At 70.9% G+C, this 26,535-nt stretch carries 20 protein-coding genes and 1 pseudogene; 18 read left to right on the forward strand and 3 right to left on the reverse strand.

Going from position 1 to position 26,535, the window contains the following annotated elements; translation table 11 throughout:
* Positions 1-107: 107 nt before the first annotated feature.
* From ACLJOK_RS08115 to ACLJOK_RS08165, 11 genes are all read left to right on the forward strand, one after another.
* Positions 108-896 (forward strand): ABC transporter ATP-binding protein, encoded by a 789-nt coding sequence (locus tag ACLJOK_RS08115; RefSeq protein ID WP_410817289.1) that lies wholly within the window; start codon positions 108-110, stop codon positions 894-896.
* Complete coding sequence (locus ACLJOK_RS08120; protein WP_410817291.1) at positions 893-1,615, forward strand: ABC transporter ATP-binding protein; 723 nt, start codon at positions 893-895, stop codon at positions 1,613-1,615. The genes ACLJOK_RS08115 and ACLJOK_RS08120 overlap by 4 nt, the downstream gene beginning before the upstream one ends.
* Positions 1,616-1,648: 33 nt before the next feature.
* The gene (locus tag ACLJOK_RS08125; protein WP_091399163.1) at positions 1,649-2,527 is read left to right on the forward strand and encodes a branched-chain amino acid ABC transporter permease; all 879 of its coding nucleotides are present in this window, start codon (positions 1,649-1,651) and stop codon (positions 2,525-2,527) included.
* Positions 2,524-3,636: a branched-chain amino acid ABC transporter permease gene (locus ACLJOK_RS08130; protein WP_410817293.1), complete on the forward strand. Its 1,113-nt coding sequence runs from the start codon at positions 2,524-2,526 to the stop codon at positions 3,634-3,636. Before ACLJOK_RS08125 ends, ACLJOK_RS08130 begins: the two co-directional genes overlap by 4 nt.
* 85 nt (positions 3,637-3,721) lie before the next feature.
* Positions 3,722-5,008, forward strand: a complete 1,287-nt coding sequence (locus ACLJOK_RS08135; RefSeq protein WP_410817295.1) for an ABC transporter substrate-binding protein — start codon at positions 3,722-3,724, stop codon at positions 5,006-5,008.
* A gap of 141 nt (positions 5,009-5,149) precedes the next feature.
* Positions 5,150-5,917: an SDR family oxidoreductase gene (locus ACLJOK_RS08140; protein ID WP_410817297.1), complete on the forward strand. Its 768-nt coding sequence runs from the start codon at positions 5,150-5,152 to the stop codon at positions 5,915-5,917.
* 94 nt (positions 5,918-6,011) lie between these two features.
* Positions 6,012-6,623: a TetR/AcrR family transcriptional regulator gene (locus ACLJOK_RS08145; RefSeq protein WP_410817298.1), complete on the forward strand. Its 612-nt coding sequence runs from the start codon at positions 6,012-6,014 to the stop codon at positions 6,621-6,623.
* A gap of 64 nt (positions 6,624-6,687) precedes the next feature.
* The gene (locus tag ACLJOK_RS08150; protein WP_410817300.1) at positions 6,688-9,513 is read left to right on the forward strand and encodes an AAA family ATPase; all 2,826 of its coding nucleotides are present in this window, start codon (positions 6,688-6,690) and stop codon (positions 9,511-9,513) included.
* A gap of 46 nt (positions 9,514-9,559) precedes the next feature.
* A complete protein-coding gene (locus ACLJOK_RS08155) occupies positions 9,560-10,708 on the forward strand; it encodes an acyl-CoA dehydrogenase family protein (RefSeq protein WP_410817301.1) in 1,149 nt (382 codons plus the stop codon).
* Between the two features lie 17 nt (positions 10,709-10,725).
* Positions 10,726-11,190 carry a MaoC family dehydratase gene (locus tag ACLJOK_RS08160; protein WP_410817302.1) on the forward strand — a complete coding sequence of 155 codons (465 nt, stop codon included), beginning with the start codon at positions 10,726-10,728 and terminating at the stop codon, positions 11,188-11,190.
* A 173-nt stretch (positions 11,191-11,363) separates the two neighbouring features.
* A complete protein-coding gene (locus ACLJOK_RS08165) occupies positions 11,364-12,584 on the forward strand; it encodes an endonuclease/exonuclease/phosphatase family protein (RefSeq protein ID WP_410817303.1) in 1,221 nt (406 codons plus the stop codon).
* Between the two features lie 114 nt (positions 12,585-12,698).
* Here the strand turns inward: ACLJOK_RS08165 and ACLJOK_RS08170 are convergent.
* The 3 genes and pseudogenes from ACLJOK_RS08170 to ACLJOK_RS08180 form a co-directional block, all read right to left on the reverse strand.
* Positions 12,699-13,043, reverse strand: a pseudogene (locus ACLJOK_RS08170) (cellulose binding domain-containing protein); the annotation flags it as partial.
* 73 nt (positions 13,044-13,116) lie between these two features.
* A complete protein-coding gene (locus tag ACLJOK_RS08175; protein ID WP_410817304.1) occupies positions 13,117-14,115 on the reverse strand; it encodes an acetylxylan esterase in 999 nt (332 codons plus the stop codon).
* A gap of 21 nt (positions 14,116-14,136) precedes the next feature.
* A complete protein-coding gene (locus ACLJOK_RS08180; protein WP_410817305.1) occupies positions 14,137-15,174 on the reverse strand; it encodes a LacI family DNA-binding transcriptional regulator in 1,038 nt (345 codons plus the stop codon).
* 318 nt (positions 15,175-15,492) lie between these two features.
* Between ACLJOK_RS08180 and ACLJOK_RS08185 the strand changes: the two genes are divergently transcribed.
* The 7 genes from ACLJOK_RS08185 (at position 15,493) to ACLJOK_RS08215 (ending at position 26,394) form a co-directional block, all read left to right on the forward strand.
* Complete coding sequence (locus tag ACLJOK_RS08185; protein WP_410817307.1) at positions 15,493-17,856, forward strand: glycoside hydrolase family 3 N-terminal domain-containing protein; 2,364 nt, start codon at positions 15,493-15,495, stop codon at positions 17,854-17,856.
* 10 nt (positions 17,857-17,866) lie between these two features.
* Complete coding sequence (locus ACLJOK_RS08190) at positions 17,867-18,856, forward strand: ABC transporter permease (RefSeq protein ID WP_410817308.1); 990 nt, start codon at positions 17,867-17,869, stop codon at positions 18,854-18,856.
* Entirely contained in the window at positions 18,853-19,761 is a 909-nt protein-coding gene (locus ACLJOK_RS08195) for a carbohydrate ABC transporter permease (RefSeq protein WP_410817309.1), read from the forward strand. The genes ACLJOK_RS08190 and ACLJOK_RS08195 overlap by 4 nt, the downstream gene beginning before the upstream one ends.
* A 54-nt stretch (positions 19,762-19,815) precedes the next feature.
* Positions 19,816-21,453, forward strand: a complete 1,638-nt coding sequence (locus ACLJOK_RS08200; RefSeq protein ID WP_410817310.1) for an extracellular solute-binding protein — start codon at positions 19,816-19,818, stop codon at positions 21,451-21,453.
* Positions 21,454-21,539: 86 nt separating this feature from the next.
* Positions 21,540-22,229: a DUF624 domain-containing protein gene (locus tag ACLJOK_RS08205; RefSeq protein WP_410817312.1), complete on the forward strand. Its 690-nt coding sequence runs from the start codon at positions 21,540-21,542 to the stop codon at positions 22,227-22,229.
* Positions 22,226-24,259, forward strand: coding sequence for a beta-galactosidase (locus ACLJOK_RS08210; RefSeq protein WP_410817314.1), 2,034 nt, complete (start codon positions 22,226-22,228; stop codon positions 24,257-24,259). The genes ACLJOK_RS08205 and ACLJOK_RS08210 overlap by 4 nt, the downstream gene beginning before the upstream one ends.
* Positions 24,256-26,394, forward strand: coding sequence for an alpha-glucuronidase (locus tag ACLJOK_RS08215; RefSeq protein ID WP_410817316.1), 2,139 nt, complete (start codon positions 24,256-24,258; stop codon positions 26,392-26,394). Before ACLJOK_RS08210 ends, ACLJOK_RS08215 begins: the two co-directional genes overlap by 4 nt.
* The last annotated feature ends 141 nt before the right edge of the window (positions 26,395-26,535 follow it).

Below are 26,535 nucleotides of genomic sequence, written 5' to 3' on the forward strand. Positions count from 1 at the left end.
GCCGCCCCGTCCCCGTGTGTGCAGGGGGATTGAAGGTCTTGACGCCAAACCCGAGAAACGTACACTGCGAGTGTAAATAAACACCCGCCACGACAGAGGGATGGGTGATGGAGCGCGGCCTTGAACTGCACCACATCGGCGTCCGTTTCGGCGGCCTCACGGCCCTCGACGACGTGTCCCTGCGGGTGCCACCCAACCGGGTGGTGGGCGTCATCGGGCCCAACGGCGCCGGCAAGACCACGCTGTTCAACGTGATCTGCGGCTTCGTCGCACCGGAGACGGGTTCACTCACTCTCGACGGCCGGCCGCTGCGGCCACGGCCGCACCGGCTGACCCGGCTCGGCATCGCCCGGACCTTGCAGGGCACGGGGCTCTTCGCCGGGCTGAGCGTGCTGGAAAACGTGATGACCGGCGCTTCGCACACCGCCCGTGCCGGCTTCGTCCCGGCGCTGCTCGGCCTGCCGGCCAGCGACCGCGACGAGCGCCGGCTCCGGGCGGACGCCCTGGCCATCCTCGACGAGCTGGGCATCGCCGAGCACGCCGAGGCCGCACCGACCACCCTGCCCTTCGCCGTACGTCAGCGGGTCGCCCTGGCCCGCGCGCTCGCCGCCCGGCCCCGGCTGCTCCTGCTCGACGAGCCGGCCGGTGGCCTCGGCGCGGACGACATCGCCGAGCTGGCGGAGCTGGTCCGGCAACTGCCCCGGCGGGACACCGACCCCTGCGCCGTGCTCCTGGTCGAGCACCACATGGACCTGGTGATGGCCGTCTGCGACGAACTCGTGGTGCTTGACTTCGGCCGGGTCATCGCCGCCGGCACCCCGGACGAGATCCGCGACGACCCCGCTGTCACCGACGCGTACCTCGGTGCCACCGTCGAGGAAGAGGTGTCCTCATGAGCGGCACCGACCTGCTCGTCGTGCGGGGGCTGGTCGCCGGTTACGGCGCCGCGCCCGTGTTGCGGGCGATCGACCTCACCGTCCCGGCCGGCACCATCGCCGCCGTCGTCGGCGCCAACGGCGCCGGCAAGACCACTCTCCTGCGCGCGCTCTCCGGCATGATCCGCCCGGCCTCCGGCCAGGTCCTGCTGGCCGGGGAGGACCTTCGCGGTACGCCGGTGGAGCAACTCGTCCGACGCGGCATGGCGCACGTCCCGGAGGGCCGGGGCGTGATCAGCGAGCTGACCGTCGACGAGAACCTGCGGCTGGGCGGGTTGTGGCGGCGCGACCGGGCCGACGCGGGGCGGGCCCTCGACGAGGTCTACGAGCTCTTCGAGCCGCTGGCCCGACGGCGCCGGCACCTCGGTCACCAGCTCTCCGGCGGTGAGCGGCAGATGCTCGCGCTCGGTCGGGCCCTGGTCGGCCGACCCCGTTTGCTGCTGCTGGACGAGCCGTCGCTCGGCCTGGCGCCACGGGTGGTCGCCCGGACCATGGCCCTGCTCCGCCAACTGCGTGACCGCACCGGCCTGACCGTCCTGCTGGTCGAGCAGAACGTGCGTAGCGCGCTCGCCGTCGCCGACCAGGGCGTCGTGATGTCCCTCGGTCGGGTGGTGATCGCCGCCCCGGCGGTGCAGCTACGCGACGACGTCGACCTGCGCCACGCGTACCTCGGTTTCTGACCACCACCACCTCGTCCCCCGGAGGGAGGACTGTTGGACCGCTTCGTCTTCCTCACCGTCGACGGCCTGTCCCGGGGCGCTGTGTACGCCGCGTTCGCGCTGGCCCTGGTGCTCATCTGGCGGGCGGCGCGGGTCGTCAACTTCGCCCAGGGGGCGATGGCCGTCGCCGCCGCGTACGTCGCCTACACCGTCAGCACCGCGACCGGTTCCTACTGGCTGGGTTTCGTTGTCGCGATCGTCGCCGGCCTGCTGCTCGGTGCGCTGGTCGACCGGGTGGTGATGCGGCACGTCGATCACGCCTCACCGCTCAACCCGGTGATCGTCGCGCTCGGGCTGGTGCTGCTGATCCAGGCCGTGCTCGGCATGGTGTACGGCAGTGAGTTCCGCCCCGCCGAGGCGCCGTTCAGCCGGTCCGCCCTCACAGTGGGCGGGGTCGCCGTGCTGTCCCCGTACGACCTGTTCGTCTTCGCCACGATCGGCGTGGTGGTCAGCGGCCTGGCCTGGATGTTCGCCCGTACCCCGGTGGGGTTGCGGATGCGCGCGGCGGCCTTCGCTCCGGAGGTCTCCCGGCTGCTCGGGGTCAACGTCGGTGGAATGCTGACCCTCGGCTGGGCGCTCGCCTCCGGGGTGGGCGCGCTGGCCGCCATGCTGGTCCTGCCGACCGAGCTGGGCCTGCACCCGCACGCGATGGACCTGGTGTTCGTCTCGGCGTTCACCGCGGCGGTGGTCGGCGGGTTGGACAGTCCACCGGGGGCTGTGGTCGGTGGTCTGGTGGTGGGGCTGCTGCTCTCCTACGTGAGCGGCTACGCCGGCAGTGACCTCACCCCGCTCGCGGTGCTGGTCCTGCTGCTGGCGGTGCTGCTGGTCCGGCCCGGTGGGCTGTTCGCCCCGGTCGCGGCGAGGCGGGTGTGAGCGCCACGAGGGCGGCAGTGCCGCCGAAACAGCAGCTCGACCACCCGGGCAGCCGACCTGTCGACCGGCGACGCGGCTCCACCCTGCTGCGCCACCTCGCCGTGGTGCTGGCCGCCGGGTTGCTGCTGGTGGCGGTCAGCTACTCCGTCGAGCCGTTCCGCAACTTCCAGCTCGCCACAGTGGCCGCCTACCTCTGCGCGACCGCCGGGCTGACCGTCCTCACCGGGCTCAACGGTCAACTGTCGCTCGGTCACGGCGCGCTGATGGCCACCGGGGCGTACACCGCGGCGCTGTGCCAGACCGCGTTCGCCGACCGGGGGATGACCGGCGGCTGGCTGTTGCCGCTGTCGCTGGGCGCGGCGATCGTCAGCACTGTCGCGGTGGGCGCTGTGGTCGGTGTGGCCGCGGCCCGGCTGCGCGGCCCCTATCTGGCCGGGGTCACCCTCGCGGTGGCAGTGGTGGTGCCGGCGCTGGCGGTCACCTTCGACGGTGTGTTCAACGGCGAGCAGGGGCTGTCGGTGCCGGTGGAGCCGCCACCGTTGTCGCTCGGCCCGTACTTCCCGTACGAGCGTTGGCAGCTCTGGGTCACCGGCGCTGCCACCCTGCTCGCGTTGCTGCTGTTGGCGAACCTGATCCGCAGCCGGTACGGGCGTACCTTCCGGGCGGTCCGCGACGACGAGGTGGCGGCCCGCCTCGCCGGCATCCACGTGGCCCGCACCCAGGTCCTCGCGTTCGTGGTCAGCGCGGCCACCGCCGGGCTCGGCGGCGCGCTGCTGGCGGTGCTCGCGCAGAGCGTCTCACCCGGGGCGTTCTCGCTGACCCTGTCGCTGTTCCTGCTGATGGCCGTGGTGATCGGTGGCCTGGGTCGACTGACCGGCGCGTTGTGGGGGGCCGTCCTGCTGGTCGCCCTGCCCGATCTGACCCACTCGGTGACCGAGATGCTCACGCTCTCGCCCGCTGTGGCGCAGCGGCTGGAGGGCAACCTCCCCTTGGCGATCTTCGGACTCACCCTGATCGTCGTCATGATCGCCGCCCCCGGCGGTGTGCAGGGTCTGCTGTCGCGTCTCGGCCGGGCGTTGCTGGCCAGGCGGCCGACCCGGCGTTCCTGAGCTGTCCTCGGTCCGGCCTCGGCCGGGCGCCCCACCACCACACCGTTCCCACAGACAACCGGACCGAGAAAGGTCGGTGTTTCCCATGCACCGTAAAGCGCATCGCGGCCTCGCGATCGCCAGCACCCTTGCCCTGCTCATCACCGCAGCCGGCTGTAGCGGCGACGACGGCCCCGGCTCCGGCGGGGCGTCGGTGCCGGGGGTCACCGACACCGAGATCGTCGTCGGCACCCACATGCCGCTGACCGGTCCGGCCTCGGCCGGCTACTCGAAGATCGCTCCGGCGACGAAGGCGTACTTCGACTACGTCAACGCCAACGGCGGAGTGCACGGCCGCAAGATCACCTACAAGATCATGGACGACGGCTACAACCCGGCGAACACCCAGCAGGTGGTCCGTCAGCTCGTCCTGCAGGACAAGGTCTTCGCGATCCTCAATGGTCTGGGCACGCCGACGCACACCGGTGTGCTCGACTTCCTCAAGAGCAACCGGGTACCCGACCTCTTCGTCGCCTCCGGCAGCCGCAGCTGGGACCAACCGGACAAGTATCCGGGCACGTTCGGGTTCAACCCGGACTACACGGTCGAGGGCAAGATCCTCGCCAACTACGCGAAGCGGGACCTGGCCGGGCAGAAGGTCTGCTTCCTCGGTCAGGACGACGACTTCGGCCGGGACAGCCTGGCCGGCGTGGAGAAGGTGCTCGGCCCCGCGGCCGTCGCGGTCAAGCAGACCTACGTCACCAGCAACACCAACGTGGCGCCGCAGATCGGCGCGTTCAAGGCGGCCGGTTGCCAGGTCGTCGTGCTCGCCACAGTGCCCGGCTTCACAGCGCTCTCCGTCGGCACGGCGGCACGGCTGGGCTTCAAGCCGCAGTGGCTGGTCTCCAACGTCGGCGCCGACCACCCGACCCTGGCCAAGCAGCTCGGCGCCGCCGCGCCGCTGCTGGAGGGCATGGTCGGCACCAACTACCTGCCGATGCAGAACGACACCGCGAACCCGTGGATCCAGCTCTTCACGAAGGTCAACAAGGAGCACAACGGGGACGCGCCGTTCGACGGCAACACCGTCTACGGCATGTCGGTCGGCTACCTCTTCGTGCAGACGCTGCTCGCCGCCGGTAAGGACCTCACCCGGGAGAAGGTGCTGGAGGCCGTGCAGAAGGGCGGATTCCAGGGCCCCGGGCTGGTGCCGTTGCGCTTCTCCGCCAAGGACCACTCCGGGTACGGCGGCCAGCGGTTGAGCCGGGTGAGCGGGGGAGTGCAGACCTACTTCGGGCCGGCGTACGAGACGGATGAGGCGGACGGGTCGGTGGACGAGTACACCGCGACCCCGGCCGCGCCGCCGGCGAACGGGGTGCCGACCGTCTCCTAGGCCCTGTCCCCGACGTCCGACCGGGCGTGGTCCCCCTGACCACGCCCGGTCGGACTGCTGCGCGCGTGCTGCCCGAGCGGCCCGCCGACCGATTGTCGGAGGCGTTGACCGATACCGATCGACGCTCCTACTATCTGCACCGTGAATGCATATTCGGGCCGACTCGCGGGCCAAGTCGCCATCGTCACCGGCGCCAGTCGCGGGATCGGTCTGGCCATCGCCCAACGCCTCGTCGCCGAAGGCGCGCGGGTGGGCCTGACCGCCCGCCGCCCCGAAGGGCTGGCCGAGGCGGTCGCCACCCTCGGCGGTCCGGCACACGCCCTGGCGGTGCCAGGCCGGGCCGACGATCCCGAGCACCGGGCCGCCGCGGTGAGTCAGGTAAGCGCGGCGTTCGGGCCGGTGAACCTGCTGGTGAACAACACCGGCATCAACCCGGTGCACGGCCCGCTGGTCGAGCTGGACCTGGCCGCGGCCCGCAAGATCCTCGACGTGAACGTGGTCGCCGCGCTGGGCTGGGTGCAGGAGGTCTGCGCCGCCGGCATGAGCGAGCGCGGCGGCTGCGTCGTCAACGTATCGTCGATCGCCGGGCTCGGCCCGTCACCCGGCATCGCCTGCTACGGGGTCAGCAAGGCCGCGCTCAACCACCTCACCGCCAGCCTCGCCGTGGAGCTGGGGCCGACGGTCCGGGTCAACGCTGTCGCTCCCGGCGTGGTGAAGACCCGTTTCGCCGCCGCCCTCTACGACGGGCGGGAGGCCGAGGTCGCCGCGCGGTACCCGCTCGGACGCCTCGGTCTGCCGTCGGACGTGGCGGGTGCGGTCGCCTTCCTGGCCTCCGACGACGCCAGTTGGATCACCGGGCAGACCATCGTCTGTGACGGCGGCGTCTCGCTGACCGGCCAGGCCGGATGACGACGTCGGCGGCGCGTCCCGAGCCGCTGATCAACGGCTGTCTAGACTCGGCGGTGCGTCGGGGGACGCCATGGCGGTGAGGGGGCGAGGGCGGATGGACGGGGTCGATGTGGCGGGCCGGGTCGACGGGCGCACCGCTCGCGCCGAGCGGACCCGCGCGGCCATCGTCGAGGCGCACCTCGCGCTCATCTCCGAGGGCGACCTGCGCCCGACCGGGGAACGCATCGCCGAACGGGCCGGCATCTCGCTGCGCACCCTCTGGACCAACTTCAAGGACATGGAGACGCTCTTCGAGGCCAGCGGCGCGGAGGTGCTCCGCCAGCAGGACGCCGCCTACCGGCCGATCTCACCCGGGCTGCCGTTGGCGAAGCGGGTCGACGCGTACTGCCGGCAGCGGGCTCGGCTGCTCCAGCTCATCGCGCCGTCGGCGCGGGCCGCCCAGATGCGTGAGCCGGTCTCCGAACAGCTGCACCGCAACCGTCTCAAGCACATCGAACGGGTCCGCGACGAGGTCGAGGCGCTCTTCGCCGGCGAGCTGGCCGAGGCCGGGCCGGGGCGGGAGCAGTTGCTCAACGCCCTGGTGGCGGCGAGCACGTGGCAAGCCTGGTCGATGCTGCGCTACGGGCTCGGCCTGGGCGTGGACCAGGCCCGTGCGGTGATGGCCCGGACCGTGGGCGCCCTGCTGGCCGAGGTCGCGCCCGACTGATTCCGGCCCGGCCCGATATCGCCCCCTCTTTCCATTCGGTTTCCGATGGGTAACACTGGCAGGCATGGTTACTGCATCAAGAGTGCAACTAACCGTGCTGCGTGGCCGGGACGACGAGTGCCGGGCTGTCCGGAGCCTGCTCGACGGCATGACCAACGCCGGCGGTGCCCTGTTGTTGCGCGGAGAGCCCGGATCGGGCCGGACGGCGCTTCTCGGCTACGCCCATCGGCACGCCGAGGGTGGCTGCACAGTGCTCGCCGGCGGCGGGCTCGCCGAGGAGGCCGCCCTGCCGTACGCCGGCCTGCAACGTCTGGTCGACCCGGTGCTCGACCGGGCCGCCGCGCTCCCCGGTGAGCAGCGCCAACTGCTGCGGCGCGCACTGGCCGGGGAGAGCTGCCCGGCCGACCGGCAGTTGACCCTGTCGATGGCGGTGCTCGGGCTGCTCGCCGCCGCCGCCCGGGACCGGCCGTTGCTGGCCACCATGGACGACATCGACCGAGGTGACCCGCAGACCGCGCAGGTGCTGGCGTTCGTGGCCCGCCGACTGCGGCATCTGCCGCTCGCCGTCCTGCTCACCGCTGACGTCACCGCCAACCTCGACGGGATACCGGCACACCGACTGCGCGCGCTGACCGAGCACGAGAGCAGCGCCGTCCTCACCGATCGACTCGACCGGCTGAGCGGGCGCGAGGGCGTCGACCGGCTCCCCGACCGGCCAGCCGCGTCGGCCCTGACCGCGTTGGCCACGATCGGCGGCGGCAACCCGCAGGCCCTGGTGGACCTCGCCGAGGTGCTCACCGCAGGGCAGTGGCGGGGCGAGGAGTCGCTGCCCGCCGCGCCACCGGCGGACGGAGCGCTGGGTCGCGCGTACCGCGCCCGGCTGGACCGGCTGCCCCCGGAGACCCGACGGGTGCTGTTGCTCGCCGCGCTCGACGAGGACGGCGAGCCGGGCACGCTGATCCGGGCCGCGTCGGCCGCCGGCGCCGAGGTCGAGGCGCTCGCCCCGGCGGAGGTCGCCGGCCTGGTCCGCGTCGAGCAACGAGGCGTCACCTTTCCGCAGCCGCAGGTGCGCACGATGATCGCGGCCAGCGCGCCGCTCGCGGAGCGCCGCGCGGCGCACCGACTGCTCGCCGAGGTGCTGGTCGCGGACGGGCAGCGCCTGCGCCGGGCGATGCACCTCGCCGCCGCGACGGCGGGTGCCGATCCGGCCCTCGCCGCCGAGCTGGAGCAGGCGGCGGTGGGCGGATCCGACGGCTGGGCCGCCGCCTCGGCCGCTCTACGGTGGGCCGCCGAGCTGAGCGACCAGCCGAGGCTGACCGCCACCCGTCTGCTGACGGCCGCCCGGTACGCCTGGGCCGGGGGGCAGCCCGACGAGGCCCGGCTGCTGCTCGACCGCCTCCGCGCGGTCTGCGTGGACCCGGTCGTCCGGGGCCGCGCCGACCTGCTCCGCGGTGAGTTGGAGCTGCGCTGCGGCACCGCGTCGAATGCGTCGGCCACGCTGCTGGCCTCCGCCGCGGCGGTGGACGGCACCGACCGCGCCCTGGCGTTGACCGGGCTGGTGCGGGCCGGCGAGGCGGTCTGCTTCACCGGCGAGCAGTACCGGTATGCCGAGGTCGGCCGCCGGGCGCTGGCGTTGCGGCGGCCGAACGATCCGCCGGCACTGGAGGTGATGGACTGTCTGATCGCCGGGGTGGCGGCGACCCTGCGAGGCGACCACGAGCGCGCCGGGCCTGCGCTGCGCCGCGCCGTGGTGCTCGGCGGCCGGCTGACCGGTTGGGCGTTGACCCCCACAGCGCTCAGTTGCGCCGCGGCGGCCGGATTGCTGGTGGCCGTGGACGGCGCGGCCCACCGGCTCGCCGAACGCGCCGTCGAGCTGGCCCGGGAACGGGGCGAGCTGTCGATGCTGTCGCGGGCGTTGGAACTGCGGGCGGTCGCCGAGTACTGGCTGGGTCGACACGAGGCGGCGGCGGAGACCTCCCGCGACGGGCTGCGCGTCGCCCGGGCCACCGGGCAGGTCAACTGCGCCAACGTCCATCTGGGCATGCTCGCCGTCCTCGCCGCGATCCGGGCCGACCGGGACACCAGCCTGCGGCGGATCCGCGAGATCGGCGAGTCGCCGACGCCGGGCAGCCGCCCGCACGCGCTCGCCGCGTGGGCTCTGGCGGTGCTCGACCTGGTCGATGGCCGGCACGCCGAGGCCGCGGAGCGGCTGGCCTCGTTGGCCCGGATCGGCACGCGTCGAGGTCAGGTCCTCGTGCAGGTGATGGCCACCCCGTACCTGGTGGAGGCGGCGGCGCACCTGGCACACCGGCCGGCGGCGACGGCCGCGCTCGCCGCGTTCGACAGGTGGGCCAGCAGCACCGCGAGCCCACTGCGCCGGGCCCTGTCCGCGCGGTGCCACGCACTGCTCGCCCCTCGCGGCGGCGCCGAGGCGGAACGGGACTTCCAGACGGCGCTGCGCCTGCACCCGACGGAGGCCGGCACGTTCGAGCGGGCCCGCACCGAACTGCTCTTCGGCCAGGATTTGCGCCGCAGTCGACGCCCTCGCGACGCGCGGACGCACCTGCACCAGGCCCGCGAGATGTTCAGCCTGCTCGGAGTCGAGTGCTGGGCCGAGCAGGCCACCACGGAGCTGCGGGCGGCCGGGGAGTCGATCGGTCCGCCGGACCTGCCCGCGGCGCGGTTGTTGACCGGCCAGCAACTGCGGATCGCCGAGCTGGTCGCCGAGGGCGCCACCAACCGGGAGATCGCCGCCCGGATGTTCCTCTCCACCCGCACTGTCGATCACCACCTGCGCAACGTGTTCCATCGGCTGGGCATCCGTTCGCGGACGGAGCTGGCCCGCGCGTTCACCGCCGAACGGCACGTCGGTCTGGCCTCCGACCGCTGAGCCTCCGGTCTGGACGCGTTTAACTATCACCGCTAGTTTGAGCGTCATGGACCTCACCCTCTCCGCCGAGCAGGCGGCGGTCCGCCAGCTGGCCGCCGAGTTCGCCGACCGCGAGCTGCTACCGCACGCCGCCGCCTGGGATCGCCGCGAATCGGTCGACCCCGCCATCGTCGGCATGCTCGGTGACCTGGGATTCCTGGGGCTGACCATCGCCGAGGCCGACGGCGGCTCCGGCGGCGACCACCTCGCGTACTGCCTGGTCCTGGAGGAGTTGGGCCGGGGCGACTCGGCGGTGCGCGGCATCGTCTCGGTCTCCCTCGGCCTGGTGGCGAAGTCGATCGCCGCACACGGGAGCGCGGAACAGCGGGCCGAGTGGCTACCGAGGCTCTGCGCCGGCAGCGCACTCGGCTGCTTCGCGCTGACCGAGCCGGACAGCGGCTCGGACGCCGCGGCACTACGCACCCGTGCGGTCCGCGACGGCACCGACTGGCTGCTCACCGGCACGAAGACGTTCATCACCAACGGCACCACCGCCGACGTCGCGCTGGTCTTCGCTCGCACCGGCGGCCCCGGGCACCGAGGAATCAGCGCGTTCCTGGTGCCCACCGACAGCCCGGGGCTGACCCGGCGGGAAATCCACGGCAAGCTCGGTCTGCGCGGTCAGGCCACCGGCGAGCTGGGCTTCGACGAGGTGCGCGTGCCGGACACGGCCCGCCTCGGCGCCGAGGGCGCCGGATTCCGGCTGGCCCTGGCCACCCTCGCCAAGGGCCGGATGTCGGTGGCCGCCGGGTGTGTCGGCATCGCCCAGGGCTGCCTCGACGCGTCGGTCGGTTACGCCGGGCAGCGCACCCAGTTCGGCAAGCCGATCGCCGGGCACCAGCTCGTCCAACAACTGCTCGCCGCCATCGCGGTGGACACCGCCGCCGCCCGGCTGCTGGTGTGGCAGGTGGCCGACCTGATCGACCGCGACCAGCCGTTCGCCACCGAGGCGTCGACGGCCAAGCTCTTCGCCAGTGAGGCCGCCGTCCGCGCGGCCAACAACGCGGTCCAGGTGTTCGGCGGGTACGGCTACATCGACGAGTATCCGGTCGGCAAGTATCTACGCGATGCCCGGGTGGCCACGCTCTACGAGGGCACCAGTCAGATTCAGCAACTGCTCATCGGCCGCGCGCTCACCGGCGTCAACGCCTTCTAGTTGTAGGGAGATCCGGGATGAGAGTCTTCACCTCGTTCGAGGAGTTGGCCGCCGCGACCGGTGAGAGCCTCGGGCCCGGTCCGTGGCAGCGCATCGAGCAGAGCCGCGTCGACAGCTTCGCCGACGCCACCGACGACCATCAGTGGATCCATCTCGACCCGGTCCGCGCCGCGGCGGGCCCGTTCGGCGGGACGATCGCCCACGGGTACCTCACCCTGTCGCTGTTGCCGGCGTTGGCGGGCGGGCTGTACCGGGTCGAGGGGGTGGCGATGGGCGTCAACTACGGGCTGAACCGGGTGCGTTTCCCCGCGCCGCTGCGGGTCGGCGCAGCCGTACGCGCCACCGCCACCATCGCCGACGTCTCGCCGGTCAGCGGCGGTGTGCAGCTGGTCGTGACGGTCACAGTGGAGAGCGACAGCGGCGGCAAGCCCGTCTGCGTGGCCGAGACCGTGAGCCGGCTCTACCGCGCCGTGGAGCAGTGATCATCTAGCGGGAACGCGTAGCCGTCGCCGCCCCACCATCCGCTTGGACTCGCTGCTGCCTCGAAGCGTGCGGAACGAAGCCGAACAACCTCGAACAGGGCAACCACGGCGACGGAGTCAATCGACGTGCTTCTCTTCGAAGGGTCGAACCCGATCTCGAAGAGGGAGATTCCATGCATCTGCTCCTCCGACCCGCGGTGACCCTGATGGTGATCCTGGCGGGTGCCTTCGTGGTGGCCGAACCGGCCGCCGCCGCCCTACCGGCCACGGTTCGGACCATGACCTGGAACATCTGCGGCGCCTCGGCCGGCGCCTGCGCGGACACGGGCTCCGCCAGCGCGAAGATCAACTCGATCGTGCAGCAGGTCCGGTCGGATCCTGGAATCAGCGTGATCATGATCCAGGAGGTATGCGCTCACCTGCACAGCAACCCGCTGGCCAGCGCACTGAGCAACGCGACCGGTGCCACCTGGCACGTCTCGCACCGCACCGGACGGAGCATCACCAACGGCCAGGCGATCGAGTGCACCTTCGACGGCGCGGGCCAGAGGGACGCCGGCGTCGCGGTGCTGATGCGTGGCCGGTCCGATGAACAAATCGAAACCTTCACTCAGACCTTTTCGAGCTCCCCCAACCCGAGCGCGAGTCAGGGCTGGGCCTGCATCAAGGATCGTGGAAACAAGATCGTCGCCTGCTCGGTGCACCTGCTGCGCCCCGAGGACGACTCGGACTCCGCGATCAAGCGTGCCTCACTGCGCGACATGCTGACCGAGCTCCGGCAGTGGCAGGATTTCTACGGCTACCGCACCATCGTCGGCGGTGACTTCAACATCGACGACAGTGGGTCGGCGCTGGACCCGCTCCAGGCCTTCGCCCACGAGGTGGACGAGGACGACAACTGCAACACCACTGGCCTGACCTGCGACTATCTCGGCAACAAGTACGACCACATCTTCTATGGGCGGCGGGCCTGGTTGCAGTCGACGGGCGACGTCGGCTCCGACGGCGGCGGGCTCAGCGACCACCTGCGGTTAATCGGGCAAGCCGCCCCGCGCAACCAGAACGAGGTGAACACGGCCGTCGCCGGCACGCCGCCGGGCGGCCTGCCGTGTGTCTCCAACACCTATGTCACCGTCTGTTGGGAGAACTCCGGTGACCGCATCTGGGTCCGCGACGACGAGGCCGACGGGAAGCGAGCGGTGGCGGAGTGGTTCGCAGGCGCGAACAGAACCGACTACTGGCGCAACGGCATCTGCAACAACTCGCTGGGCTCCGGCGTCTGGGGGCAGTGCAACAAGGACATGGTGGAAGGCTCCGAGATAGGGCTGCGTGGCACCCGACTCGACGGCGGTGTCTTCGCCGACTCGACAAGCGTGCTCTACACCGTCGTCTGACCGTCACACGACCGGAACCGGCCGCCCCGACGTCCTCGGGGCGGCCGGGCCTGGCGCCGGATGGGCCCTCAGAGCACGCCGTCGCGCGGGTGGCTCGCGCCGCGACGGGTGGTGTCAGGCGACAGTGCAGGCGGTGCCGTTGAGGGTGAACGCGGACGGTCGGCCGGTGCCACCCGTGTGGGTTGCCTGGAAGCCGATGTCGACCGAGGTGTTCCGCGCGATCGTCGCGCCGTAGGAGACGTTGCGGGCGGTCACCGCTCCGCTGGACGGCGAGTAGGTGGCGTTCCACCCGCTGGTGATGCTCTGCCCCCCGGGGAGCGTGAATGCCAGGGCCCACCCGTTGACCGGCGTGCTGCTCGTGTTGGTCACCGAGACCGACGCGGTGAGACCGCTGTTCCAGGCGTTGACCGTGTACGCGACGCGGCAGTCACCGGCCGGCGGGGGCGTGGTCGGAGGTGTGTCGCCACCATAAGGCGTTATCGCTAACACCGGCTACGCATCAGCGTCCGACGATGCCGCAGGAGTGGCCCGGTCAGGCCTTCGCTGGATGGAGCACCGAGCCCAGCCAGCGCAGCTGACGCTTGACGTGGACGGCCTCGCCGCCCTCGTGGCCGTTGAACGGGTAGACGTGCATCTCCCGCTCGGGTGGGACCGGCCGCCCGTTCGCGGCGCCGTAGTGGTTGTAGGCGGCGAAGGCGGTGCGCGGTGGGCAGACAATGTCACGCCGGCCGACCCCGAAGTGTGCCGGTGCCGTCGCCCGACGCGCGAAGCTCACTCCGTCGACATAGGACAGCGTGCGCCACACCGCCTCCTCGGCCTCGCGGTGCACCGCCAGGTACCGGGCGATCTCGCCGTACGGCGCGAGGTCGGTGAGCGCGACGGCCCGGCGCATGTCGCACAGGAACGGTGCGGTGGTCAGCACCGCGCTGAGGTCGTCGACGAGACCGGCAACCGCCAGGGCGATGCCGCCGCCCTGGCTGTTACCGACCACTGTGACCCGGTCACCCTCGACCCCCGGCAGCGCGCGGACCGCCTCGACCGCCCGCACCGCGTCGGTGATCAGGCGGCGGTAGTGGTAGTTCCGCGGATCGAGGATCCCCCAGGTGACCGGCCAGGGCCCTCCGGCCGCACCGTGCGGGTCGGGGGTGTCCCCGGCGCCGTGCTGCCCCGCCTGGCCCCGGTTGTCCATCAGCAGGTGCGCGTACCCGGCCACCGCCCAGGTCGGCCGTTCGTGGGGCAGGCCTCGCCCGCGACCGTAGCCGGCGTACTCGACAACGACCGGCAGCGGTTCTCGAACCCCAGCCGGGCGGGTGTACCAGGCGCGGACCGGGTCACCGCCGAAGCCGGCGAACGTGACGTCCCACGAGTCGAGCAGCCGCAGGTCGGTGGGTTCGGGCCGGACGTCGACCAGTACCGGCACGGCGGCCGCCTCGGCGAGCGTGTCCCGCCAGAACTCGTCGAAGTCGTCGGGCTCGGCGACCTCGGGCGCGTACCGCTGAAGGTCGTCGAAGGTGAAGGCGGAGTGGGGCACGGGTCCTCGCAGGGGCCGGGGTCAGTGCGGATGGGCGGGGGGCGAGGTGCTCTCCCGGACGACCAGCTCGGTCACCAGGTCTATCCGGCTGGTCGCCGGCTCGTTTCCCCTGGTCAGGTCGAGCAACATCTGGGTGGCGATGCCGGCCATGTCGCGCAGCGGCTGGTTGATCGTGGTGAGGGCCGGGTCGGTCCAGGCGGAGACCGGCAGGTTGTCGTACCCGATCACCGAGAGGTCCTCGGGCACGCGCAGGCCGCACTGACGGGCGGCCCGGAGCACCCCCATGGCCTGAATGTCCGACCCGGCGAAGATCGCCGTGGGTCGGTCCGGCCGCTGGAGCAGTTGCAGCCCGTGGGCGTGCCCCGCCCCGGCGGAGAAACTGCCGTAGCGGATCAGCTCGCGGTCGACCACTATCCCGGCTTCGTCGTGGGCCGACTGGAAGCCGGCAGCCCGGGCGCGGCTGCACAGCACGTCGGGTGGCCCGGAGATGATGGCGATCCGTCGGTGCCCCAGCTCCAGCAGGTGCCGAGCGGCGAGCAGACCGCCGTTCCAGTTGTTCGACCCGACGGTGGGCACGGAGGCCGAGGTGGCGCTGTCGGTGTCGACGACGACGAACGGTATGCCCTGCCGACGCAGGTGCTGCTGTTGGGCCTCGGCCAGGTGGGAGAGGACGAACACCACGCCCAGGGGGCGGTCGGCGAGCAACGCCTCCAGCCATCGTGCCGGCGGGCGGTGCGCTCCGTCGAGCTGGGCGATCGACAGCCCGATGCCGGCCGCAGAGGTCACCGCCTCGACGCCGCGCAGGATCTCCATCGCCCAACCCGTGTCGAACTCGTGGAACACGAGGTCCACCCGGCCGCCGCTGGTCGCGTGTCGCCGGGCGCGGCGCTGGTACTGGTGGCGGTCGAGGCTCGCCTCCACCCGGGCTCGGGTGCCGGGGGCGACATCGCCGCGTCCGTTGAGGACCTTGGACACGGTCGCGACCGAGACGCCGACATCGTTGGCGATGGTGGCGATGGTGGTGGAGGCGGGTGGGTCGAGCGGGCGGTGCTCTGTCATCGCGGCCTCATACAACATCCGAAAGTTTCGGGCGACCTTAACATGATGAGACATTCACGCCAGTCGGTGCCGCAGTCGGGCCACGCATTCCAGGGTCATAGCGCGGCTCATCGGCGACGGAGCGCCGATCGTGGGGTCACCGTGTGCAGGAAACACCTCCTGGTAGTCCGATTGAGACTCTTGACAGGCATCGATGGGCCACTTAGGTTGCCGAAAAGGTTGCGCAGGTTTCCGGAAAGTTTCGGATCGTGAGAAACGTCCGCCACGGAGCTGGTTCCACCAGGGCACGGGATGTGGCCGGAGCTAAGGGGTCATGGCATGAGAAGTCAGTCGCTCGAGGATGGCGGCGCCGCGCCGTGGCGTGATCAGCGGCTGTCGCCGACCGAGCGGGCCGATGCGCTCCTGCCGAGGATGTCCCTCGAAGAGAAGATCGCCCAGCTGGTCGGGGTCTGGGTCGGCGCCGACGCCAGCGGTGAGGGCGTCGCACCGCACCAGTCGGACATGATCAGCGAGTTGCCGCAGTGGAGCACCGTCATCCAGTACGGGCTGGGCCAGCTGACCCGCCCGTTCGGCACCGCCCCGGTCGACCCGGTGTCCGGCGCCCGGTCGCTGGCGGCCTCGCAGGCGCAGATCGTGGCCGCCAGCCGGTTCGGTATTCCCGCGCAGGTGCACGAGGAGTGCCTCACCGGCTTCGCGGCGTGGCGGGCCACCGTCTACCCGACCCCACTCAGCTGGGGCGCGTCCTTCGACCCCGAACTGGTCGAGGCGATGGCCGACCGGATCGGGCGTTCGATGCGCGCGGCAGGTGTGCACCAGGGCCTCGCCCCGGTGCTGGACGTCACCCGGGACTACCGCTGGGGCCGCACCGAGGAGACGATCGGCGAGGACCCCTACCTGGTCGGGACGACAGGTGCCGCGTACGTGCGGGGTCTGGAGCGGGCCGGCGTGGTGGCCACGCTGAAGCACTTCGCCGGCTACTCCGCCTCCCGGGGCGGACGTAACCTCGCGCCGGTGCCGATGGGCCGCCGCGAGCTGGCCGACGTCATCCTGCCGCCGTTCGAGATGGCGCTGCGCCTCGGCGGCGCCCGCTCGGTGATGAACTCCTACGCCGAGATCGACGGCCTGCCCGTCGCGGCCGACAGTGGGCTGCTGACCGGGCTGTTGCGCGACGAGTGGGGCTTCACCGGCACAGTGGTGGCCGACTACTTCGCCGTACGGTTCCTCCAGACCCTGCACGGAGTCGCCGGGAATGCCGCCGATGCCGCCCGGCTCGCACTGCGGGCCGGGATCGACGTCGAGCTGCCCACTGTGGACGCCTTTGGCGAACCGCTGGTGGAGGCGGCTCGCCGCGGCGAGGTCGACGAGGCGCTGATTGACTGCGCGCTGCGTCGGGTGTTGATCCAGAAGATCGAGCTCGGTCTGCTCGACGAGGGCTGGCAGGAGCTGCCCGACGATGTGGCGTCCCTGCGCTTCGACGACGAGGCCAGCCAGGACGTCGCCGTACGCCTGGCCCGGGAGTCCGTCGTCCTGCTGCGCAACACCGGCGTCCTCCCGCTGCCCGTGGCCACCCGGGTCGCCCTGGTCGGTCCGGTCGCCGACGACCCGATGGCCATGCTCGGCTGCTATTCGTTTCCCAACCACGTGGGCGTCAATCACAGCGACTTCGGGCTCGGCCTGGACATCCCCACACTGCGCGGGGAGTTGGCCCGACGCGTCCCGATGCTCACCCACGAGCCGGGGTGCGCCATAACCGGCGAGGACACCTCGGGCATCCCGGCCGCGGTCGCCGCGGCAGCCGCCGCCGACGTGTGCGTGCTGGCCGTCGGTGACCGGGCGGGAATGTTCGGCCGGGGCACCTCCGGTGAGGGCTGCGACGCCGTCGACCTGCGACTGCCCGGCGTGCAGGCCGATCTCGTCCGCGCCGTCCTCGCCACCGGCACCCCGGTCGTCCTGGTATTGATGAGCGGCCGCCCCTACGCGCTCGGCCCGGAGTTCGACGGCGCGGCGGCAGTGGTACAGGGGTTCTTCCTCGGTCAGCTCGGCGGGCAGGCCCTCGCCGAGGTGCTCACCGGCGCGGTCAACCCCTCCGGGCGGTTGCCCGTGAGCGTTCCCCGCGACGCCGGCGGGCTGCCGAGCACCTACCTGGCGCCACCGCTGGGCCGGCGCAACAAGGTCTCCTCGATCGACCCGACCCCGGCGTACCCGTTCGGCCACGGGCTGAGCTACACCACCTTCGAGTGGTCCGAGGCGACGGTCGTCGAGCCGCGCGAAGATCCGGCTGCCTGGCCGGTCGACGGCGAGGTGCGGGTGCGGATCACCGTCGCCAACACCGGTGGGCGGGCCGGCACCGAGGTCGTGCAGCTCTACCTGCACGATCCGGTCGCGCAGACCACCCGCCCGGTGGTCCGGCTGATCGGCTACACCCGGCTGCCGTTGGCGCCGGGCGAGGTGGCGCACGTGACCTTCGGCGTACCGGCCGACGTGGCGTCGTTCACCGGGCTGGCCGGCCAACGGATCGTCGAGCCCGGCGACGTCGAGCTGCGGTTCGGCCGATCGAGCGGCGACGTGGCGGCGGCCCTGCCGCTGCGACTGGTCGGCACCGAGCGCCAGGTCGGTTTCGAGCGGGAACTGCTCACCTCGGTGCGGATCGAGCCCCTCGTGGCCGTTCCACAGTCGGCATAGGAGGCCAAGGATGACGTCCACCCTGCGGCCACCGCCGCCGGCGCCGCCGAGTTCTCCGCAGCAGGCGCAGAGCCCTGCCCCGCGCTCGCCCCGACGCCGTCGCAGTTGGCGGCAGGCACTGCGCCGGGACTGGCAGCTCTACTCCCTCGCCATCCTGCCGCTGCTGTTCTTCCTGGTCTTCCGGTACCTGCCGATGATCGGCAACATCATTGCCTTCCGTCGGTTCAAGCCGGGCGGCAGCATCTTCGGTGAGTACTGGGTCGGGCTGCGCTACTTCCGGATGTTCCTCACCGACCCGACGTTCTGGGAGGTGTTCACCAACACCCTGGTGCTCGGGACGCTGACCCTGCTGTTCTGTTTCCCGCTGCCGATCGTGCTGGCGCTGATGCTCAACGAGGTGCGCGCCCGCCGATTCAAGCGGTTCGTCCAGTCCGTGTCCTACCTGCCGCACTTCCTGTCGATCGTGATCGTGGCGGCGATGGTCATGCAGCTGACCTCGATCGAGGGCTCGGCCAACCAACTCGTCGGCCTGTTCGGTGGCGACCCGGTGGCGTTCCTGCAGAAACCGGAGTGGTTCCGCACCATCTACGTCTCGTCCGAGGTCTGGCAGACCGTCGGCTGGGGCACGATCCTCTACCTCGCCGCCCTCACCACCATCGACGAGGACCTGTACGAGGCCGCCCGGATCGACGGCGCCGGCCGGCTGCGGCAGACCTGGCACGTCACGTTGCCCGGCATCCGCCCGACGATGGTGACCTTGCTGATCCTCAACATCGGCAGCTTCCTGGCGGTCGGGTTCGAGAAGATCCTGCTGCTCTACAACCCGTTGACGTATCCGACCGCCGACGTGGTCTCCACCTATCTGTTCCGGATGGGCTTCCAGTCGAGCAACTTCAGCTACGCGGCCGCCATCGGCCTCTTCGAGGCGGTGATCGGGCTGATCCTCGTCCTGTCGGCGAACGTCATCTCCCGTCGCACGGTGGGGACGAGCCTGTGGTGACCCTCGGTACGAAGATCGACGCCCCGAAGACGCGGGGTCCGGTGGACAGCCGGGGTTACCGGATATTCCGGGTCGTCAACACTGTCGTCCTGCTCGGCGTCGTGATCGTCACGCTGTTCCCGTTCCTCAACATCGTGGCCCGCTCGCTCAGCGACGAGGCGTACATCCTCGCCGGCAAGGTGACCATCGTTCCGCGCGGGTTCGACCTGACCGCGTACAAGCTGCTGATGTCCGACGCGATGTTCTGGACGAACTACCGCAACACCGTGGTGTACACGGTGGTCGCCACGCTCATCTCGATCGTGCTGACCACGTGTTACGCGTACGTGCTGTCGAAGCCGCAGCTCAAGGGGCGCCCCTTCCTCATCGGTGTCGCGCTGTTCACCATGTTCTTCTCCGGTGGCCTGATCCCCAACTACGTGCTGGTCACCAGCCTGGGCATGAAGAACACCATCTGGGCCGTGGTGATCCCCAATGCCATCAGCGTGTTCAACCTGCTGGTCATGAAGGCGTTCTTCGAGAGTCTTCCGAGCGAGTTGGAGGAGGCCGCGGCCGTCGACGGGCTGAACACGTACGGCACCCTGCTGCGGATCGTGCTGCCGCTCTCGAAGGCGATCATCGCGACGATGGTGCTCTTCTACGCGGTCTCCTTCTGGAACTCGTGGTTCACCGCGTTCCTCTACATGGACCGGCAGGATCTGCTGCCGGTCACCGTGTACCTCCGCAACCTCATCGCGGGCGCCACCAGCGCCGAGTCCGCCGCCGCCGACGCCGACAAGGTCCAGGCCGCGGCCACCCTCCAGGCCGTGACGATCGTGCTCACCACACTGCCGATCCTGGCGATCTACCCCTTCGTTCAGCGGTACTTCGTCCGCGGCGTGATGCTCGGCGCGGTCAAGGGATGACGCCGGCGCCACACCGCTTCCCCACCGAAACCCCCACCACCGAAAGGACGAGCCATGCTCCACAAGACGTGGCGCCGCGTGGCATTGGCCACCGCGGGTCTGCTTGCGCTCTCCCTTGCCACCGCCTGTTCCGAGGATCCCGGCGAGTCGACTGACCTCTCCGAGAACAAGGTCGGCGCGATGGCCAACTACGGCGTCGGTGACCAGTTCAAGGCCACCGAGGCGCTCTCCTTCTCCACCCTCTACAACAACCACACGTTCTACCCGCTCAAGGAAGACTGGCTGTTCTGGTCGGAGCTCACCAAGCGGACCAACGTCAAGATCGACCCGGTCGCCGTGCCACTGAGCGACTATGAGCAGAAGCGCAGCCTGTTGATCGGCGCCGGGGACGCCCCGCTGATCATCCCGAAGACGTACCACCCGCAGGAGGACGCGTTCGTGTCCTCCGGGGCGATCCTCCCGGTGAGCGACTACCTGGATCTGATGCCCAACCTCAAGGAAAAGATCACCAAGTGGAACCTCAAGCCGGAGATCGACAACCTGCGGCAGTCCGACGGTAAGTTCTACCTGCTGCCCGGCGCCCACGAGAAGCCCACGCAGGACTACACGGTGCTGGTGCGCACCGACATCATGCAGGAGCTCAACCTCCCCATCCCGAAGACCTGGGACGACCTGTACACCGTCATGAAGGCGATGAAGGCGAAGTACCCGAACGTCTACCCGTACTCCGACCTCTTCAGCAAGCCCAACCCGACCGGCGCGCTGCTGAACATCCTCGGCTCGGCCCACGGCACCTACGCGGGCTGGGACTTCCAGCACGCCACCTGGGACCCGGCGGCGAAGAAGTTCGTCTACACCGGCTCGTCCGAGCAGTACAAGCAGATGGTCACGTTCCTGCACAAGCTCGTCGCCGAGGGTCTGCTCGACCCGGAGAGCTTCACCCAGACGGACGACCAGGCACGCCAGAAACTCGCCAACGGCAAGTCCTTCATGGTCACCGGCAACGCGCAGACGCTGGTCAACAACCACCGGCCCGACCTGGCCAAGACCCTGCCGAACGCGAAGATGGCGAAGATCCCGCTGCCGATCGGCCCGGCCGGCGAGATCAACCCGTTCCCCCGGCTGGAGAACGGCATCATGATCTCCTCGAAGGCCCGGGAGAGCAAGAACTTCGTGGCCATGATGCAGTTCATCGACTGGCTCTGGTATTCCGACGCCGGCATGGAGTTCGCCAAGTGGGGTGTCGAGGGCACCACCTTCACCAAGGACGCCTCGGGCAAGCGCTCGGTCACGCCCGACGTCGACTTCCTCGGGGTCAACCCGAAGGGCACCAAGCACCTGCAGAAGGAGTTCGGCTTCCAGAACGGCGTCTTCTCCTACGGTGGCACCCCGGACCTGGTCCGTGGATTCTTCTCGCCGGAGGAGTTGGAGTTCCAGAAGGTGATGGACGCCCGCAAGCCGAGGGAGGTCCCCCCGCCGCGCCCGTTGACCGACGAGGAACGCGAGCAGGTGTCGCTCTGGGAGACTCCGCTGAAGGACTTCGTCACCCAGAACACGCTGAAGTTCGCCCTGGGGCAGCGTCCGCTCAGCGAGTGGGACGCGTACGTGGCCGAGCTGAAGGCCAAGAACTCCGACCAGTACATCGACCTGGTCAACAAGGCGTACGAGCGGTTCCAGAAAAACAACGGCTGATCAGCGGAGTCCGGTCGGGCGGCCTGTCGCTGCCCGACCGGACCCCGGCGACCACGGATCAACCACGTCGACCGGAGGGAGCGAGCGTGACTGGCGCGACTCAGACCCGGCGACAGTTCGGCGACGGACCACTGTCGCGGATCACCTCGCGCGTCTACATCCTGCTCGTGGTCGAGCTGCTCCTGCTGCTCACCACAGTGCCCGCCCTGCTCCCGCTGCTGCTGCTGGGCCGCGACCCCAGCAACCTGCCACTGGCCGCGCTCCTCCTGGTGCCGGTCGGCCCGGCGATCTCCGCCGCCCTGTACGCCCTGCGCCACCAGCGAACCGACCTGACCGACCTGCACCCGGCCGCCCTGTTCTGGCGTGGTTACCGGGCCAACGTGTTCGGCGTGCTGCGTGTCTGGGTGCCGACGCTGCTGTGGTTGACAGTGCTCGCCGTGAACCTCGCCTACTCCGGCGCGGTCGGCCTGTCGAGCTGGTGGGCGGTGCCGCTGGTGCTGATCGGAGTGGGCGTGACGCTCTGCGCGGCCAACGCCCTGGTGATCACCTCGCTGTTCGACTTCCGCACCCGCGACGTGCTCCGGTTGGCCGTGCACTTCCTCCTGCGTACCCCCGGTGTCGCCGTCGGCAACGCCCTGCTGCTGGCCGCGGCGGCCGGGATCACCGCGGTCTTCTCCGAAGCGGTGCTGGTGCTGCTCGCGTCGATCGCGGTGCTGGCGTACCTGCGCGTCAGCGACCCGATGATCCACCTGATCCGGAAGGAGTTCACCGCATGAGCCTGCCCCTCAGCGCCAAGGTGCCCTTCGGGGGCGACTACAACCCGGAACAGTGGCCCGAGGACGTGTGGAAGCAGGACTACCGTCTCTTCGACACCGCACGGATCGACCTGGTCACCCTCGGGGTGTTCGACTGGGCACTCACCCAACCCGCCGAGGACACCTACGACTTCGCGCTGCTGGACAGGATCGTCGAGCGGGCCAGTGCCGAGGGTCGCGGGATCTGCCTGGCCACCGGCACCGGAGCCCACCCGCCGTGGTTGGCGAAGGCGTACCCCGAGGTGACCCGGACCGACTTCGAGGGCCGCAAGCACCGGTTCGGGCAGCGACACAACTCCTGCCCCAGCTCGCCGGTCTTCCGCCGGCTCTCGACCGAGCTGGCCCGCCAGGTCGCCCGCCGCTACGCCGACACCCCGGCGGTGCTGGCCTGGCACGTCGGCAACGAGTACGGCGGCGCCTGCTACTGCGCGCTGTGCGCGGCCGGCTTCCGCAACTGGCTGCGCCACCGCTACGGCACCCTCGACGAGCTGAACGAGGCCTGGTACACCACCTTCTGGTCGCACACCTTCACCGACTGGGACGAGATCGAGCCGCCGTCGGCGCTGACCGAGCACTGGCGCGGCCCGGACCACACAGCGTTCCCGGGCATCACAGTGGACTACCTGCGGTTCACCTCCGACGCGATGCTGACCAACTTCCGCGACGAGAAGGCCGCCATCCGGGAGTCCAGTCCGACGCTGCCGGTGACCACGAACTTCATGGGCATGTACCGGCCGATCGACTACCACCGCTGGGCCCCTCATCTGGACTTCGTGTCCTGGGACAACTACCCGCCCGACGACGAGTCGGCGGCCCGGATGGCACTGACCCACGACCTGATGCGCGGGCTCAAGGACGGCCAGCCGTTCTGGCTGATGGAACAGACCCCGAGCTTCACCGCGTGCCGCGACGTCAACCCGTTGAAGCGCCCCGGTCTCATGCGGCTGTGGAGTTGGCAGGCCGTGGCGCACGGCGCCGACGCGGTGCTCTTCTTCCAGCTGCGTGCCTCCCGCGGGGCCAGCGAGAAGTACCACGGTGCGGTCATCGGGCACGCCGGTCGCTCCGACACCCGGGTGTTCCGGGAGGTCGCCGAGCTGGGCGCCGAGCTGGAGCGGCTTGGCCCGGCGTCGCTGGGCGCGCGGACGCCGGCCCGGGTGGCGCTGCTGTTCGACTGGGACAGCTGGTGGGCGTTGGAGCTGTCCGACGGCCCGTCCCGGCTGGTCCGCTACCAGCAGGTCGTGCTCGCGTACCACCGGGCGCTCTGGGACGCCGGTGTCGACCTGGACGTCGTCGCGGTGACCGCTGACCTGTCCCGCTACGACGTGGTCGTGGCCCCGGCTCTGCACCTGCTCAAGGGTGACCTGCCGCAGCGGCTGGAGGCGGTGGCGACGCGCGGCGGGTCGGTGCTGACCACCTACCTGTCCGGCCGGGTGGACGAGAACGACCAGGCGTTCCTGATGGACGTGCCGGGGCCGCTCGGGCAGCTCATGGGCGTCCGGGTCGACGAGTGGGACGCCCGCGGCCCGGAGGTGGTCAACAGGGTCCGCCTCGGCGACGGCGCGGATCAGGTCGACGTCGACGCGCGGCTGCTGTTCGAGCTGGTGATTCCGCAGGGCGCTCAGGTCATCGGCACCTACCAGGCCGACTTCTACGCGGGCACCCCGGCGGTGACCCGCAACTCCTTCGGCGCGGGCGACGGCTGGTACGTGGCCGCCGGGCTGGACCAGGTTGGGGTGTCCTGGGTGGTGCGGCAGGTGCTCGCCAGGCACGACCTGCTCGGCCCCTACCCGGACGTGCCGGACCTGGAGTCCGCCGTGCGGGTCGCGGCGGACGGGTCGCGGCTGCTGTTTCTGCTCAACCACCGAGCCGAGCCGGTCGAGGTGACCGCCCGGACCGGCGGCGTCGACCTGCTCACCGGCGACCGTACGACGGCCGGCGCGGCCCTGCGGTTGCCGGCGTACGGGGTTGTCGTGCTGAAGGAGGACCGGTGAACGCCGAAGAGTCGGTGGAGTTGGAGCAGCTGATGTTCGTCGAGGAGCCGATGGATGGTGACGAGCCACGCGTCCACCCGGCCTGGCTGCCCCCGGAGGCGTTCCGGTCGCTCGGCGCGCGCCGCGTCCTCCTGCACGGCGAGGGATTGCTCGTCGACACCGTCCTCAACGAGGTCTCGCGTGCCTGCGCGCGTTACGGCGGACGGGTGTGGCACTCCCCGTCCTGGGACGTCGACGTCGACCTGGTGCTCGCCCTGCGCGGCGCCGGTGAGCTGCCCAACCCGGCGGTGGAGGCGGCGCGTGCCGCCGGCGAGGCGGCGCTGGTCGAGCTGGGCGACGGCGGGACGCTCGGCGACGAGGGTTTCGTGTTGGCGCGGGCCGGCGACGTGACAGCGGTGTTGGCCGACGCGCCCGCCGGCCTGCTGTACGGGCTCTTCCACGTGGTCCGGCTCTGCGCGGCGGCCTTCGACCCGGCCCGACCGCCGGAGCGGCACCGGCCGGCGCTGCGCCGACGCATGCTGAACCACTGGGACAACGTGGCCGTGCACCCGGTGATGGGCCAGGTCGAACGGGGGTACGCGGGCGGCTCGATCTTCTGGCACGACGGCCGTCCGCGCGGCGACCTGGCCCGGGTGCGGGAGTACGGGCGGCTGTTGGCCTCCTGCGGGGTCAACGCGATTTCGGTGAACAACGTCAACGTGTCCCGCACCGAGGCGCTGCTGCTCACCGAACGACTCGGCGACGTGGCCGAGATCGCCGACGTGCTGCGCCCGTACGGCATCCGGGTGCACCTGTCGGTCAGCTTCGCCGCGCCGGTGGTCCTCGGTGGCCTGCCGACCGCTGACCCTCTGGACGAGGCAGTGCGGGTCTGGTGGGCCGCTACCACCCGACGGGTGTACGACCGCATCCCGGACTTCGGCGGTTACCTGGTCAAGGCCGACTCGGAGGGGCAACCCGGCCCGTTCACGTACGGCCGTGACCACGCCGACGGGGCGAACCTGCTGGCCGAGGCGCTCGCCCCGCACGGGGGAGTGGCGCACTGGCGGGCGTTCGTCTACAACCACCAGCAGGACTGGCGGGACCGGTCCACCGACCGGGCTCGGGCGGCGTACGACCACTTCGCCCCGCTCGACGGGCGGTTCCGCACCAACGTGGTCGTCCAGGTGAAGTTCGGCCCGGTGGACTTCCAGACCCGCGAGCCGGTCTCACCGGTGCTCGCCGCGATGCCGGCGACCCGGCTGGCGGTGGAGTTGCAGGTCACTCAGGAGTACACGGGCCAACAGCGGCACGTCTGCCACCTCGGCCCGTGGTGGGGTGAGGTGCTTGGCTTCGCCCCCTGGGGGCCGGGCGGACGGACGATCGCCGACGTGGTCACGGGGGAGTCGGCGGCCGGCGGCGGGATGGTCGCCGTCGCCAACGTCGGCGACGACCTCTTCTGGACCGGGCATCCGTTGGCGCAGGCCAACCTGTACACGTTCGGCCGGCTGGCCTGGGACCCTCGGCGGGACCCGACGGCCATCCTCGACGAGTGGATCACGTTGACCTTTCCGCCGTCGGCGACCGCCGACGCGGAGCTGGTGCGGCGGACCCTGCACGAGATCATGGACGACTCGTGGCGCACGTACGAGCGCTACACCGCCCCGCTGGGCGTCGGCTTCATGGTCAACCCCGGCGGCCACTACGGCCCCGGCGTCGACGGGTACGAGTACACACGGTGGGGCACCTACCACTTCGCCGACCGCGACGGCGTCGGCGTGGACCGCAGCCGCGCGTCGGGCACCGGCTTCACCGGCCAGTACCCGCCGCACTGGGCCCAGGTGTACGAGTCACCCGAGACCTGCCCCGACGAGCTGCTGCTCTTCTTCCACCACGTGCCGTACGGGCATGTGCTGCACAGCGGCTCGACAGTCATCCAGCACATCTACGACACCCACTTCGCGGGGGTCGAGGAGGTGACGGCGATGCGACGGAAGTGGCAGACGTTGACCGGCATGATTGACCTGAGCGTGTACGAGCGGGTCGCCGAACGCCTCGACGAGCAGGTGCGCTGCGCCACCGAGTGGCGCGACCAGATCAACACGTATTTCTTCCGCAAGTCCGGGGTGCCGGACGAACGAGGGCGGGACATCTACTGAGCGGCGGTGAGGCGCGGCCCGGCCATCCGGTCGGGCCGCGCCTCGTGCCGTGCCCCCAGCGGCCTGGCAGGTTCCGAAAACGTCCCGATAATTTATCGCGACCCATCGCCGCTGATCATGCTCGTCGATGCCCCTTGCTGC

The sequence above is a fragment of the Micromonospora sp. 050-3 genome (assembly GCF_046549335.1).
Taxonomy (GTDB): Bacteria; Actinomycetota; Actinomycetes; order Mycobacteriales; family Micromonosporaceae; genus Micromonospora; species Micromonospora trifolii.